Source organism: Azobacteroides sp. (SeqCode), from assembly GCF_055395615.1.
Map to the genome: position 1 here is coordinate 727,609 of NZ_AP014701.1, position 14,993 is coordinate 742,601.

Genomic DNA, 14,993 nt, shown 5'->3' on the forward strand with positions numbered 1-14,993 from the left:
GGAATTTAATTATTGCTGAATGCCAGTCTTAGCTTGATTTTAGTGAAAACTTTTTTTGTATGGAGTGAAAAATCTTTTTGCATAATCCAATTGTAGTAAGTAGGGTGTTCACGCAAAATATCTTCTACAAGGTGTCCTTTGTATTTACCAAAATTGATAATCTCTTGCTTATTTTTGTTATATACAATACGTCCTGAAAAATCAACATTTTTATTATTATTAAAAGAAGAATAATTAGAAAGAAATGTAATATCATTTTGTAGATCAGGGTACCTATCTAATTGTGCTTTCAATACTTCGTAGGTTGCCCTTACATCTGATTCCGAAGAATGTGCATTCTCTAAGTTTTTGTTGCAATAAAACTTGAGTGCGGCAGCTAAAGTACGTTGTTCTTTTTTATGAAAAATAGTTTGAACATCTATGAATTCCCGTTTCATTAAATCAATATCTACTTCCGCTCGTAAGAATTCTTCGGCTAAAAGGGGGATATCAAAGCGATTGGAATTATAACCTGCTAGGTCACATCCCTCTAATTGGACTGCTAATGATTTGGCTATTATTCTAAATGGAGGAGCATTTTTTACATCTTCATTTGTGATATTGTGTATAGCACTTGCTTCAATTGGAATAGGGATCTCCGGATTAATTCTTAGTGTTTTAGTTTCTTCTTTATTACTAGGAACTAATTTTAAGTAGGAAATCTCTACGATACGGTCAGAAACAACGTTCGTTCCTGTTGTTTCCAAATCAAAGAAAACAATAGGTTTTTTTATGTTTAGTTTCATGCACTTATCATCATAGGCATTAACAACATTAGTAAATCTTCGTTTATCTCATTTTCTGTAGGGGAAATTATACCAGCACGAGAAGCATCTGCTAATTCAAGAGCGATTTCTTCTGAAGAAATATTGTTTAACATTTCAATTAGATAGGTTCCTTTGAACCCGATAATTATTTTATCACCTTTATAGGTGCAGTTGATTGTCTCTTCAGCAGCAATAGAATAATCAACATCTTGTGCTTTAATAAAAATTTTATTAGTTGATATTTCTAATTTGATAAGACTATTTCCATGATTAGAAAAAAGATTTACTCGTTTTAAGGCATTTAGAAAATTTAATCTATCTATAGTGATTTTATATGGACTTTCAATTGGGATTACCGCATTGTAGTTTGGATAATTTCCCTCAATTAGGCGGCTTACTAATGTAAAGTTAAGTAAAATAATGTAAATGTAATTATTATCAAATTGGATAGTAACTTCACCCTCTTCGCGTGGGAGAATAGTCTTCAACAAATTAGCTGGTTTTTTAGAAAGAGTAAATGAAGAAGATTCATTTACAGAAATATTTAAATTTTTAAGACGTACTAATTTGTGTCCATCAGAAGACACAAAAACAACATATTTCGGATTAATATCAAAAAATACACTATTCATTATTGGTCGGAGCTCGTCATTACCAGATGCGAAAAGAGTTCTGGAAATACCATTCAGTAAATCTTCAGCTTTTATAACTAATTTATGAGCTTCTTTTTGCAAGGATTTTAACATAGGATATTCTTTTCCATTTTGAGCTGTAAAACTGTATTTACCATTTTCATAGTCGATAGATACTTCTAAATTATCATCATCTACCGTAAAAAAAATAGGTTGCTCTGGAAGTTCTTTTAACGCTTCTAATAAGTTTTTTGATAAGATGGCAAACTCCCCTTCTCCTTCTTCATCTTGTACTTCAATGAAAGTACTTATTCGTGTTTCAGTATCAGCTCCTGTGATAGCCAGATGATTACCTGAGAGTTGGAATAGAAAGCAATCTAAAATAGGAATAATATTTTTTGCGGCAATTACCTTACCAAGTATTTGTAAACGATTTAGCAAAAAACTGCTTGATACGCGAAACTTCATATTATCTATTTTGCTTTTATTGAAAAAAACCAATATATTCAAAAATACAAAATTTTTTTATAACAACAAGTACTGGTTAGTTTTTTTATATGAAGTTCAATAGCTACTAAATTAGCTCTAAAAAATTAATTAGCCGTAGTTGTAAAGATACCTTTCTTTTGTATCTGCAAGGAGAATTAGTTATTATTATTTTCCCTGCATTTTTAGGACATTTTGCCACTTGGAAAGCAAAAAAAAGCTAATCTAGAAGAAAAAAACAGTTTTTATTTGTTAGATTATGACTTGTTCGTATAGTATCGTCATTAGTTAATGTAATAATTTTCATTTACAACATTACGATTGAATGTCTTAGGAATGAATCTAACGTCTATTTTTGTAGTTTATGATAACTAGATTTTCTATTGGAAAGAACAGAGGAATTGGTTGGGTTAAAAGTTATAATTTCTATTTTGGAATTATATTGTAATGGTTCACCAACTCCAATAGTATCACCTGTCTTTACTCCTGCAATAAAAATGTTAATTTTTCCATTGGTTATCATTTCAGATTTCTATATCGGTTGTCTTTTTGTGAATATTAGGATTAGCAGGGATTCCAAATTGTTGAGGGAGGGTAGATTTTGGATTGATTTTTTCAATTTGTTAAATATTAGCAATAGCATCTTTTTCATCTATTGTCCCTTGGAGTAAGAATTAAATTAGCTCTTAAAGCCTTTAACAGATCATGGAACCTGTATATTTACAATTTTCAGAATTGTTAATGTTAATTAATGTGCATAGATGAAAATCTGCATTACCTTTAATTGGTTCCATAATTTTGTTGTTTTCCCAAAATTCCTTTCGCTTCAGTACCTTCTATCTAGCTGCAAGTGTAAAAGAGTTGTATTGTGATTAAAGTTATAAGAAAAATTTAAGAGGTTATTATATGTTTTGTAATAGATAATACAATATAAGCAACAATTATTAAGCTGATTCCTAAAAAGGGCATATTGAATTTTAGAAAAAAAATAAAAAGGGGGATAGAAATAAACATCAAATAAAAAAAATAATTGTTATCCTTCCACTTCAGATTTTTAAATCTGAGAGAAAACATAGGTATAGAAGAGACCATTAAAAAACAGAAAATAAGCACTAATAATAGTATTAAAATAGTAATAACAAACGGATGGTTAAGAGGAAACGAATGAAGGAAAGATATAAACCCTGCCCAAAACAGAGCTGAAGTAGGGACAGGTAATCCTAAAAAAGAAGTTGTTTGTTGAGCTTTAATATTAAAACGTGCTAACCTTAGTGCTGCAAAGATAGTCAACAGGAAGGCAAAGTAAGGTATAATTATAAAGTTGTTGATCGATTTTAAAAAATCATAAACAATAAACGAAGGAGTTACACCAAAGCTAATTATATCTGCTAAAGAATCTAGTTCTATGCCTAATTTAGAATGAATTTTTAATAAACGAGCAGATAATCCATCTAAAAAATCACAAGTACAGGCAAAAAGAATAAAAAAAAATGCTTTTTTATAATCTCTAAATTCTAGAGCTATAACAGAAGCTATACATCCTGACAATAGGTTCAAACAGGTAATTGCATTAGGAATACAATTATTCATAAGAATCTTTTATTTAGTTCTTCTTCCGATAATGAAGATATAATTAGTTTTCCGTCCGGAGTATAATTAGGTGAATTAGATGAAAAAAGTTTTGAAATAAGCATGTGAATTTCTTCTTCTGAATTAATTTTTTCGCAATTAATAGCCATTTTTCGAGCTAAAACAAGAGCTAAAGATGTCGTTATTTCTTCTTTGATTTCACAATCCTTGGAAATAATTTTATCTACTATCTCTTGAAGAGTCTCGACTATATCTATATTCCCTAATCCTGTAGGAATACTATTAATTGAGTAAACATTGTCTCCTAAATCTGTTAAATTGAAACCAATAAAAGTTAAATCATCTAAAATATAGGGTAAAATAGTTGCTTCTTTAAATGTAAAAAAAATTTTTTCAGGAAAGAGGATTCTTTGAGAAGTTCCTTGTTTAGAATTTATTCTATGTATATAATCATCAAAAAGAATTCGGATATGTGCTCTTCTTTGGTTTATAAATATTATTCCAGATTTGAGAGAAAGAATCAAATATCTTTCATTGTATTGTAAATAAGTTGTTTTTTCATAAGTTAAAGTAGTTTCAGTCTGTGTTTGATTTTTAAAATATAATTGTTCTGATATTTTTGAATGTGTATATATGTGTGTTGTATTATCCTTAAAAGGATTATAGTCTGAACGTATGCGAATTTCAGGAAGAGGAATTTTTTTTACATTTTCTTTTGTATAAATTGGTATGTCAATTGCTTTTTCTTGATCGAATTCTAGAGTAGGAACTGCAATAGCTTCTTTTACTATAGAAGAAATTACTTGAAAGAGCATTGGTTCATTTTCAAATTTTATTTCTGTTTTGGTTGGATGTATATTAACATCAATACTTGAAGGGTCTATTTCTATATAGAGAAAATAATTAGGGTGTTCTCCAATTGGAATAAAAGGTTCAAAAGCTAAAATTACTGATCGATGAAAATAGGGGTGTCTCATATATCTGTTGTTAGTAAAAAAATACTGTAAAGCACCTTTTTTTTTGCTTGATTTTGGGGAACCTATAAATCCATAAATTTTGATGAATGAAGTACTAATATTGATTGGAAGCAAATTTTGTGCTATTTTTTTCCCTATTAAATTAGTTATTCGTTGTTTTAAATTAGATATGGGAAGTGAAATGATCTCCCTATTATTATGTTGAAGAGTAAAAGCAATTTGAGGGTTAACTAATGTTATTCGTTCAAATTCAGTCAAAATATTTTTAAATTCTATTTCATTGGATTTGAGGAATTTTCTTCGAACAGGGACATTATAGAAAATATTTTTTACAGAAAAACTGCTTCCGGAATGAGTTGCAAAAGTTTCTTGTCTCTCTATTTGTGAGGCATATATTTGAATTAATGTTCCTATTTCGTCTTCTTTCCGACGAGTTTTCAATTCCACTTGAGAAACTGCTGCAATAGCAGCCAATGCTTCCCCTCGAAATCCCATTGTTTGTAGTGCGAATAAATCTTTTGCACTGTTAATTTTAGAAGTGGCATGCCTTTCAAAGGACAAACGAGCATCCGCTTCTGACATGCCCTTTCCATTATCTATTACTTGAATTAATGACCGTCCAGCATCTTTAATAATTACTTGAATATTAGATGCTCCCGCATCTACTGCATTTTCTATTAATTCTTTTACAACTGATGAAGGTCTCTGTATAACTTCCCCTGCAGCAATTTGATTAGTAATAGAATCAGGCAACAAGTGTACAATATCCATAGAATGTATACATCGAAATTAATGAATATTTCTATTTTTTTCTAAAAGAAAGAATAGAAATATTCTGTTGAATAGCGTCAACTAAGGTATCTATTTCTTCTTTTGTGTTGTAAAAGGAAAAAGAAGCACGAATAGTTCCATCGATTCCTAAAGCATTCATAAGTGGTTGAGCACAATGATGACCAGTTCTTACAGCAATTCCTAATTGGTCAAGTAATATTCCCATATCGTAGTGATGAATATTTTTAATTAAAAAAGAAATAACCGGACCTTTATCTTGAGAAGTACCGAAGATATGTATATCAGGGATTTGTGTCAATTGATTAGTTGCATAATTTAGTAGAAGTTGTTCGTAACAATAAATATTGTTTAAACCTATTTTTTCAATATACTGAATAGCTTCACCAAAAGCAATTGCTCCAACATAGTCTGGTGTTCCTGCTTCAAATTTGAAAGGAAGTTTATTAAAAGTAGTTTTTCCAAAAGCAACATTAGAGATCATTTCTCCTCCTCCTTGGTAGGGAGGTAATTTATCCAGCCAATTTTCTTTTCCATATAGAATACCTATTCCAGTTGTGCCATACATTTTATGAGAGGAAAAAGCCATAAAATCACAATCTAACAATTTGACATCTGTTGGAATGTGTTGTACAGATTGAGCTGCATCTATCATTACTGGGATACTATAACTATGCCCTAATCGAATAATGTCTGTAATTGGATTGATAGTACCTAAAACATTAGATATTGATGTTATAGTAATGAGTTTTGTTTTGGAAGAAATTAAATGTTCAATATCTTCTAATCGGATTTCGCCTGTTTCTGTGATAGGTATTATTTTTAATTTTATTCCTCTGATATCACTTTGAATTTGCCATGGGACAATATTGGAATGATGTTCCATAGCTGTCAGAATAATCTCGTCTTCCTTATGACATTGAGAAAGGCAAAAACTACTTGCTAGCAAGTTAATAGACTCGGTTGTCCCTCGTGTAAAGACAATTTCATTAGAGCTATAAGCATTAATGTATCTTTGAACAATTTTTCTTGCTTTTTCATACGAATCTGTTGCTAATTGGCTCAGATAATAAATTCCTCTATGTATGTTGGCATTAATTGTAGTATAAACCTTGTTTATTTTTTGAATTACCACCAAAGGTTTTTGCGTAGTAGCTGCATTATCTAAATATATTAGTTGTTTCCCGTAAATTTCTCGAGATAAAATTGGGAAATCTTTTCTTATTTCTTTAACATTTAAATGCATCTTAATATTTTATTTTATTAATTTTCCTTTTAAACGTTTCTCTACTAATGATTGTAGTCGTTTCCTTAAACTTTCTATACGAATTCCCTTTAAAACATCAGCGACAAAAGCTAATTTTAACAGATAACGAGCTTCATTATCGGAAAGACCTCGTGAACGCATATAGAACAAAGCTATTTCATCTAAATGTCCTGTACTCATTCCGTGTGAACATTTCACATCATCGGTATAAATTTTCAATTGAGGGTTAGAATACATTTGACAAGTATTACCACTTAATATATTACGGTTAATTTGACAAGCTTTTGCTTTATAAGCATTGGGAGCTACAATAATTTTTCCAATAAAACTACCAGACGATTCTTCTTCTAATATATATTTAAATAATTCATTACTACAGCATTCTGAAGTGTTATGACGAATAAGTACAAAGTTGTCAATTTTTTGTTTATTATTAGCAATACTAATTCCGTAAATATAAGCTTCTGCATTTTTTCCATTCAAATCAATTGTAGAGTTATTTCTTGTAATACCATTACTTAATGTAATGGTATCTACAGTTAGCCTAGAAGATGCACTCTGGCAAACAAAGTTATGAGCTATGCGAATTGTATTTTTACTACTTTTTTCTAACTCATAAAAGTCGAGTATAGCTTGATCCTCAAGATATATTTCAGTAACCTGTACGAATGCAAAGGTTATATGTTTATCTGTAGTATGGTCGCAAATCAGTAATTTTGCTTGTGCGTTCTGTTCAAGGATGATTAAAATTCTTTTATTAACTAGAGAATCAACCTTACCACTAAGTATATTAGTTAGTTGAATAGGTTTTTTAATGATAACATTTTTTTGTACGTATAATACATATCCATCTTGGATAAACATTGTATTGAAAGCAGATAATCCATCTCCTTTATGTCTAGATTGCTGATTATAATATTTTTGAAAAATATCCGGATATTTATTGGCAAATGTATTCAAACTTCCTAAAAAAAAACCTTTTGGAAATTCTTGTTTATTTTCTTCTATCCCGTAATCAAAATAATACCCATTTACTACAAATTGTTGAATACAGGAAATAAAATGAGGAATATTGCAATGAAAGATTGTATTTGATACAATCTTTTCCTCTGAAAAATTCAAATAAAATTTCAAATTCTTTTTTAAGAATGCAACAATATTTGTATGCTGATAATTTTTTAAATATGTGGGAAATCCTAATATTTGAAAACTTTCAAATGCTTCTTTTCGGTAAGAATTTAATAGAAAATTGCAAGATTTTTCTATTATTTTTTTTTTAGCTTTAAAAAAATTAATGTATTGTTTCATTTTTTAGCCATTCGTATCCTTTTTTTTCCAGTTCTAGTGCTAGAGATAGATCTCCTGTTTTAATAATTTTACCATTATATAATATATGAACCATGTTTGGACAAACATAATCTAATAAGCGTGGATAATGTGTAATGATAACAATTGCATTATTCATGGATTTTAGTTGGTTTACTCCATTAGCAACAATGCGAAGAGCATCAATATCCAATCCACTATCTGTTTCGTCCAAAATAGCTAGTTTTGGGTCAAGCATTGCCATTTGAAAAATTTCGTTACGTTTTTTTTCCCCCCCTGAGAAACCTTCGTTTACTGAACGATTTACCAGGTTTTTATCTAATTGAACAATGGATTGTTTCTTACGCATTATTTTTAAAAATTCACTGAAAGAGAGAGGTTTTTCTCCTTTGTATTTCCTATGTTCATTTAAGGCAGTGTGCATGAAATTTACTATACTTACACCTGGTAATTCTACTGGATATTGAAAACTTAAAAATAATCCTAGATATGAACGTTGTTCTGGTAAAAAATTCAACAAATTTTCTTCTTCGAAAATAATTTCACCATTAGTAACTTTATAAGCTGGATGTCCTACTAATACTGCAGACAATGTACTTTTCCCTGAACCGTTTGGTCCCATAATTGCATGAATCTCTCCTGAATTTACCTGTAAATTCAAACCTTTCAATATTTCTTTCCCGTCAATAGAAGCGTGCAAGTTTTTTATTGTTAACATAGAATATTATACACTTAAAAAATAAGTAGCTGTTATATTTTATTATGATGTTTATATCAGTTATAAATATTTAGGAGATATGTTTTTACATTTTATCTAATTAGAAATGGTATTCTGATGAATAATAGAGAATAAATGAGATACAAGCAACTTGTTCCCGTATTATATTATTCTAATAAAAACTTCTTTTGTCTGTATCTTCATTATTTTTTGCTGCCTTATTTTTTGGAAAAAAGTTTCTTAAAAAAACAAATAGAAATCGTACAGTAATAAATTATCTAAATGGGGGCGAGCCTTACACATTTTTTTTGGTTTTTTATCTCAATAAAATATTGTCAGATTTTATTGAGATAAAACATTCTTTTGTCATGATTGAAAAAATAATTTCTGATTATAAGTACTCAAATTCATCTTAATTGTTAATTTATTTTGTTTTTATATGTCATTTTTAAATTTATCAATTTAGTTAGAAAAGTCTATTAAATAGATTTTTACAATTTTAATGATTTACTAATGGCTTTTATTTTGATTTTTGCGGCAGTTTCTGCCATTGCAATTTCTTTACGAGAATTTACTTTACTGTGGACTTCAATATAAAATTTAATTTTTGGTTCTGTTCCACTTGGACGAATAGAAACTTTAGTTCCATCTTCTGTGAAATACTGCAATACATCAGAAACAGTCGGCATATCCAATTTTTTAAATTGTTTTATTTTATGTACAACATTTGTTTCTGTTAATTGCAAAAAATCTTTAACAAGTATTACTTTAGATTTTGCCAACTTAGTTGGCGGATTATTTCTATAATTTTTCATCATTCTTACAATAGTTTCTGAGCCCAATTTCCCTTGTTTAATTGTAGAGATACAAACCTCTTTTGAATACCCATATTCTACATAAATGTCTTGAAGCAATTCATAAACTGTTTTGCCATTATCTTTTGCCCATGCAGTAATTTCTGCTAATAACATACAGGCACTAACAGCATCTTTATCACGAACAAAATCTTCTGCAAGAAAACCGTAACTTTCTTCACCACCTCCTATAAAAGTTTTTTTTCCTTCATTTTGTTGCATGATATTAGCAATCCATTTAAAGCCTGTGTAAACATCATATAGTTGCACACTATGGGCATCAGTTATAGTTTTAACTGTTTCAGTAGATACGATAGTTTTAACTACATATTCGTTCCCTTTGAGTTTCTTTTTTTCTTTCCATCTGGTGATTAAATAGTAAATAAATATTAATAATGTTTGATTGCCATTTAAAAGAACGAATTTATTTTCGTTGTCACGAACGGCGGCTCCCATACGATCCGCATCTGGATCTGAAGCCATCACTAGATCTGCATCGCTTATTTTTGCTTTTTTTATTGCTAAAAATAAAGCTGAGGATTCTTCTGGATTTGGAGATTGTACAGTTGGAAAATCTCCACTAACGATATCTTGTTCTGGCACATGAATAATATTCTTGAACCCTAATAAGGATAAAGCTTGTGGAATTAACTTGACTCCAGTACCGTGTATAGGGGTATAAACAATTTTAATATCTTTGTTTCGAAGAATGGTATTTTTTGAAATAGAAATACTTAATAAATCTTCGATATATTCTTTATCAATTTTGTTGTCTAATAATTTAATTAGTAAAGGATTTCCATTTAATTCTTTAATACTCTTGAAAGTGATTTTGTTTACTTCCTTAACAATGTTTTTGTCATGTGGAGTAGTTACTTGTCCTCCATCACTCCAATAGGCTTTATAACCGTTATATTCTTTTGAATTGTGTGATGCTGTGATACAAATACCACCTTGACATCCTAAATGTCGAATAGCGTAGCTAATCTCCGGTGTAGGACATAGTGTTGGAAATAAATAAGCACGAATGCCATTTGCAGAAAAAATTTCTGCACTTCGTTCAGCAAATAATCGACTGTTTTTTCTACAGTCATGGCCAATGACAACACTAATTTCTGTCATGTAACCAAATTCTTTTTTTAAATAATTTGCTAATCCCTGAGTAGTAGTACCTACTGTATAAATATTTATTCGATTTGTTCCAACTCCCATAATACCACGCATTCCTCCTGTCCCAAATTCCAATTTTTTGTAAAAAGCATCTATCAAATCCGTCGAATCCTTTTTTTTTAAAAGTTTTTTTACCATACTACGTGTTTCGTAGTTGTAATTATTTGAAAGCCAAGTCTTTGCTTTTTTTCTTATTTGCTTTATTAGAGAATGATCACTCATATTTTTTAAAAATCATTTGAGTGAAATTCAGTTTTATTAGTTAGATTTAAATCTACGCAGAGAGCCGTATTCAATGCTTTAACGGCTTCTGAGTATTGACTTCTTGGGATTACAAATTGCATATTTACTTGCATAAGAGATTGCCCAAAGCATTCAATGTTGATGTTATGTTCACTTAATGCTTTTGCTCCTTTATACAGAAATCCTGGATGAGCAATATTAGTGCCCATAGCGCAAACAATTGCCACTGGACGGATGGTTAATTGATAAACTTGTTTTTCCATTATTTTTAGCATAGCATGAGTACGAGATTTGTCCCAAACAACCATTGTAATACTGTTGGCATTGGTAGACTTAAGAATATAACTGACGTTATATTCTTTCATAATTTGCATAACTTTCAAATCATACCCAACCTCACCTACCATTAAAGGATCATGAATTTCGAAAGCAATTACTTTATCAGTGCCAGAAACAATTTCAACTTTTGGGTTAGGTGAAATGTAATCATTAGAAATAACAGTTCCCGGATGATCCGGTTCAAATGTATTTTTAATACGTATTTTTATTCCGGCTAATTCTAATGGTTTAGCTGCTCTTGGGTGGATAGCTTCCATTCCTATATCTGCTAGTTGATCAGCAATGATATAATTAGTTCTTCCTACAGGAATAGATTTGTTTATTCCTACTATATTTGGGTCAGCGCTTAAGAGATGGTATTCTTTGTGGATAATTGCTTCATCAGCTTTTACCTCTACAGCAATTTTACTAAAAGTAACCTCAGAATACCCACGGTCAAAAACTCGCATAATACCTTCTGTACCTTTAGTATAACCAGTAGCCACACATAATGTTGTAGAAAAATTAACTCCTTTAAAAGCTTTACGAACCCGTTCTTCAATGCTCAAAGGTTCGCTGTCATCAAAACCACATAAATCTATGAATGTAGCATTAATATTATTATTATTTAAAATGTTGACCGAATTCCATGCAGAATGTGCTTCTCCCAAAGATGCTAATATTTCTCTTGCTGCCAGATAAATATTACTTTTTTTTATATATCCCGATGCAATTACTTGATGCATAGAGGATAGATACATTTTTGCCTGTTCTATACGATATTTAATAAAATTATTAGCTTCTATTAAGTTTAAGCCAATATATACCAGTGATTGATTAATATTTAACAATCTCTTATAGAGATTGTCAAGAGCTGTTTCGTATTCTTCATTGTTAAAAAAATGAGTATAAATGCCAGGTTTACCTGTTTTTTTATGTTCTAATAACCAGTTTGTTACATTATTGTAGGCAGAAACTACAAAAATGCGATTATTTATCGTTTCTTTTGTCCGATTGCGCTTGATAATATTGTTTAAACAATCCTCAAATTGTGACATTGAAGTCCCCCCAATCTTTTCTACTGTGAGCATTTTTATTTTTAGTCTGTATGTATATAAAAAACCATTGAAATTGAATATTATTGGTGTTAACATATAACATATTCAATTTAGCAGGGGTTCGATATTTTCAAATTTCCTTAAAAAGTTTCATTCATAAATTTATGATAAATCTATAATATTTTTATAAATTTACGGCTATAATGTTTTGTTATGTGGTTTTTTTTTATTTTTCTTTACCAAGTTTTTATTTGGTTGCCATTATTTGTAATATATACTATACTGGTATCCGTTGTTGCCATGATAGGATGTTCGTTAGGTGGAGAAAAAATTTTTAGTTATTATCCTTGTTGGACATGGTCAAGATTTATTTGTATAATTACTTTTTGTAAAGTAAAAGTAATTGGTAGAGAAAAACTTAAAAAAAATCAATCATATATTTTTGTTGCTAATCATCAGGGGATTTATGATTGTTGGTTAGTTTTTGGTTATTTGGGAATTCCTATCAAGTGGGTTATGAAACAGAGTCTTCGGAAAATACCCTTTGTAGGTAAAGCTTGTGAATTGTCTGGTTTTATTTTTGTAGATAATTCATCACTATTGGCAGGGGTAAGGACTATTCATGAAGCTAAAGAGAAATTAAAAAACGGAGCTTCCATCGCTATTTTTCCAGAAGGTTCTCGTACAGTAACAGGTAAATTAGGAAAATTTAAAAAAGGCGCCTTTCAAATAGCATTGGATTTGCAGTTGCCAATTGTTCCAGTCACACTCAATGGTTCATACGATGTAATGTCTAGAAATACTATTTTTATTCGTCCACATAAGATGGAGATAGTAATTCATAACCCTATTATTACAGAAAATTTAGTATCGAATAGTTTACGAGAAACAGCTACTAATATCCATATGTTAAGTGATAAATCTCGAAAAAAAATAGAATCCGCACTTTGGGAACAATATAGGTAGGATTTCTATCCTATGCTCCCTTCTAAGGTTATCTGTAATAGTTTATGAGCTTCTACTGCGAACTCCATGGGGAGTTTATCTAGTACTTCTCCAGCGTATCCGTTCACCATCAGGCCTATTGCTTTTTCTTTGGAAATGCCTCGTTGATTGCAGTAAAACAATTGATCCTCGCTAATTTTAGAAATTGTAGCTTCGTGTTCCATAACTGCTGAATTATTCTGAATATTCATATAAGGGAAAGTATGAGCTCCACAAGTATCACTTAACAACAGACTATCGCACTGTGAGTGATTACGTGCGTTCTTTGCTTCTTTACTAATATGAACCAATCCACGGTAGCTGTTTTGACTTTTTCCTGCTGAGATACTTTTGGATACAATTCGACTTCGAGTGTTTTTACCTAAATGTACCATCTTAGTCCCTGTATCTGTTTGCTGAAAATTATTGGTAACGGTAACAGAATGGAATTCACCAATAGAATCGTCTCCAATAAGAATACAACTCGGATATTTCCAAGTGATGGATGATCCGGTTTCTACTTGTGTCCATGAAATTTTGGAAGATATACCTTTACAAATTCCTCGTTTGGTTACAAAATTATAAATTCCGCCTTTCCCTTCTTTATCTCCAGGATACCAATTTTGAACAGTAGAGTATTTTACTTCAGCATAATCTAAAGCAACTATTTCAACAATAGCAGCATGTAGTTGATTTTTATCTCGTATAGGTGCTGTACATCCTTCTAAGTAACTGACGTAAGAATTTTCTTCTGCTATAATTAGAGTTCGTTCAAATTGACCAGTATCTATAGCGTTGATACGAAAGTAAGTGGACAATTCCATCGGACATCGTACACCTTTTGGAATAAATACGAAAGAACCATCGCTGAATACAGCCGAGTTTAATGCAGCAAAAAAATTATCACAGTAAGATACTACACTTCCTAAATATTTTTTTATCAAATCAGAGTGTTCCTGAACTGCTTCGCTGAAAGAACAAAAGATAATTCCCTTTTCTGCTAATGTTTCTTTGAAAGTTGTTTTGATAGAAATACTATCCATTACAGCATCTACAGCTGTACTAGATTTTTCCATTCTCTCTTGTAGAGGGATACCTAATTTATTAAATGTTTTAATTAATTCAGAGTCAATTTCATTAGATTTTTTTCCTGGTTTGGGAGCAGCATAATAAATAATATCTTGATAGTTGATAGGAGAAATGTCAAGATTTGCCCACTTAGGTATTTTTTGATCTAACCAATAGTAATAAGACTTTAAACGGAAATCAAGTAACCATTTTGGTTCATTTTTTTTTGAAGAGATAAGGCAAATAATATCTTCATTTAATCCATACGAAATTAACTCCGTTTGGATATTTGAAACGAAGCCATATTTGTAATTTTTATCTTTGTTTGAAAGTGTCTTTTGTACTACACTATCTGAATCTGAATTCTTTCTATTTAACATAATAAAAATTATGTAGAAAATTGAATAAAACAATCGTGGATTCTAAAGAAAAATCAGCACATCTTGGGAGACTAAGGACTCTAATCCTTAAATTTTTCCAAGGCAAGAAGAATGAACCTATTTCTTGTTGCTATCTAAGATAGTATCAACACAATGCAGCTAACACTAAATATATAGATTTTTTTCATAATTGTTGTTCTATGTATGTTATTTTTAATAGTCCACTGGTATTTACAAACTATAATATTATTAATAAAAAACTTTTATAGTACCAATAATTTTTTAAACGGTTGCTAAGTAATTTTAAAATTTTTAAAGCGAAAATAA

The 14,993-nt window shown here is 30.2% G+C and carries 12 protein-coding genes; 1 reads left to right on the top strand and 11 read right to left on the bottom strand.

Annotated features, from left to right (window positions below):
• Positions 1–5 precede the first annotated feature (5 nt).
• The 10 genes from ACZ5QM_RS02995 to ACZ5QM_RS03040 form a co-directional block, all read right to left on the bottom strand.
• Positions 6–785 (bottom strand): exonuclease domain-containing protein, encoded by a 780-nt coding sequence (locus ACZ5QM_RS02995; RefSeq protein ID WP_464182548.1) that lies wholly within the window; start codon positions 783–785, stop codon positions 6–8.
• The gene (gene dnaN, locus ACZ5QM_RS03000; RefSeq protein ID WP_464182549.1) at positions 782–1,906 is read right to left on the bottom strand and encodes a DNA polymerase III subunit beta; all 1,125 of its coding nucleotides are present in this window, start codon (positions 1,904–1,906) and stop codon (positions 782–784) included. Before dnaN ends, ACZ5QM_RS02995 begins: the two co-directional genes overlap by 4 nt.
• A 367-nt stretch (positions 1,907–2,273) precedes the next feature.
• Positions 2,274–2,447, bottom strand: coding sequence for a hypothetical protein (locus ACZ5QM_RS03005; RefSeq protein ID WP_464202999.1), 174 nt, complete (start codon positions 2,445–2,447; stop codon positions 2,274–2,276).
• 368 nt (positions 2,448–2,815) lie between these two features.
• On the bottom strand, positions 2,816–3,514 hold the full coding sequence (pssA, locus tag ACZ5QM_RS03010) for a CDP-diacylglycerol--serine O-phosphatidyltransferase (RefSeq protein ID WP_464182552.1): 699 nt from the start codon (positions 3,512–3,514) through the stop codon (positions 2,816–2,818).
• Positions 3,511–5,262: a DNA mismatch repair endonuclease MutL gene (gene mutL / locus ACZ5QM_RS03015; RefSeq protein WP_464182554.1), complete on the bottom strand. Its 1,752-nt coding sequence runs from the start codon at positions 5,260–5,262 to the stop codon at positions 3,511–3,513. The genes pssA and mutL overlap by 4 nt, the downstream gene beginning before the upstream one ends.
• 31 nt (positions 5,263–5,293) lie before the next feature.
• A complete protein-coding gene (locus ACZ5QM_RS03020) occupies positions 5,294–6,526 on the bottom strand; it encodes an aminotransferase class V-fold PLP-dependent enzyme (RefSeq protein WP_464182555.1) in 1,233 nt (410 codons plus the stop codon).
• Between the two features lie 9 nt (positions 6,527–6,535).
• A complete protein-coding gene (locus tag ACZ5QM_RS03025) occupies positions 6,536–7,855 on the bottom strand; it encodes a SufB/SufD family protein (protein ID WP_464203000.1) in 1,320 nt (439 codons plus the stop codon).
• Positions 7,839–8,591, bottom strand: coding sequence for a Fe-S cluster assembly ATPase SufC (gene sufC / locus ACZ5QM_RS03030; RefSeq protein WP_464182557.1), 753 nt, complete (start codon positions 8,589–8,591; stop codon positions 7,839–7,841). The genes ACZ5QM_RS03025 and sufC overlap by 17 nt, the downstream gene beginning before the upstream one ends.
• A gap of 491 nt (positions 8,592–9,082) precedes the next feature.
• Positions 9,083–10,837: a phospho-sugar mutase gene (locus ACZ5QM_RS03035; protein WP_464182558.1), complete on the bottom strand. Its 1,755-nt coding sequence runs from the start codon at positions 10,835–10,837 to the stop codon at positions 9,083–9,085.
• Positions 10,838–10,842: 5 nt separating this feature from the next.
• A complete protein-coding gene (locus ACZ5QM_RS03040; RefSeq protein ID WP_464182559.1) occupies positions 10,843–12,267 on the bottom strand; it encodes an aspartate kinase in 1,425 nt (474 codons plus the stop codon).
• A 180-nt stretch (positions 12,268–12,447) separates the two neighbouring features.
• Between ACZ5QM_RS03040 and ACZ5QM_RS03045 the strand changes: the two genes are divergently transcribed.
• Entirely contained in the window at positions 12,448–13,200 is a 753-nt protein-coding gene (locus ACZ5QM_RS03045) for a lysophospholipid acyltransferase family protein (RefSeq protein ID WP_464182561.1), read from the top strand.
• A gap of 5 nt (positions 13,201–13,205) precedes the next feature.
• On the opposite strand, the gene sufB is transcribed toward ACZ5QM_RS03045, so the two are convergent.
• Entirely contained in the window at positions 13,206–14,666 is a 1,461-nt protein-coding gene (gene sufB, locus ACZ5QM_RS03050) for a Fe-S cluster assembly protein SufB (RefSeq protein WP_464203001.1), read from the bottom strand.
• Positions 14,667–14,993: the final 327 nt, after the last annotated feature.

Bases quoted from the DNA above. Each gene is read 5' to 3' on its own strand.
- ACZ5QM_RS02995 (WP_464182548.1), bottom strand. From the start codon at position 785: ATGAAACTAAACATAAAAAAACCTATTGTTTTCTTTGATTTGGAAACA.
- dnaN (WP_464182549.1), bottom strand. From the start codon at position 1,906: ATGAAGTTTCGCGTATCAAGCAGTTTTTTGCTAAATCGTTTACAAATA.
- ACZ5QM_RS03005 (WP_464202999.1), bottom strand. From the start codon at position 2,447: ATGATAACCAATGGAAAAATTAACATTTTTATTGCAGGAGTAAAGACA.
- pssA (WP_464182552.1), bottom strand. From the start codon at position 3,514: ATGAATAATTGTATTCCTAATGCAATTACCTGTTTGAACCTATTGTCA.
- mutL (WP_464182554.1), bottom strand. From the start codon at position 5,262: ATGGATATTGTACACTTGTTGCCTGATTCTATTACTAATCAAATTGCT.
- ACZ5QM_RS03020 (WP_464182555.1), bottom strand. From the start codon at position 6,526: ATGCATTTAAATGTTAAAGAAATAAGAAAAGATTTCCCAATTTTATCT.
- ACZ5QM_RS03025 (WP_464203000.1), bottom strand. From the start codon at position 7,855: ATGAAACAATACATTAATTTTTTTAAAGCTAAAAAAAAAATAATAGAA.
- sufC (WP_464182557.1), bottom strand. From the start codon at position 8,591: ATGTTAACAATAAAAAACTTGCACGCTTCTATTGACGGGAAAGAAATA.
- ACZ5QM_RS03035 (WP_464182558.1), bottom strand. From the start codon at position 10,837: ATGAGTGATCATTCTCTAATAAAGCAAATAAGAAAAAAAGCAAAGACT.
- ACZ5QM_RS03040 (WP_464182559.1), bottom strand. From the start codon at position 12,267: ATGCTCACAGTAGAAAAGATTGGGGGGACTTCAATGTCACAATTTGAG.
- ACZ5QM_RS03045 (WP_464182561.1), top strand. From the start codon at position 12,448: ATGTGGTTTTTTTTTATTTTTCTTTACCAAGTTTTTATTTGGTTGCCA.
- sufB (WP_464203001.1), bottom strand. From the start codon at position 14,666: ATGTTAAATAGAAAGAATTCAGATTCAGATAGTGTAGTACAAAAGACA.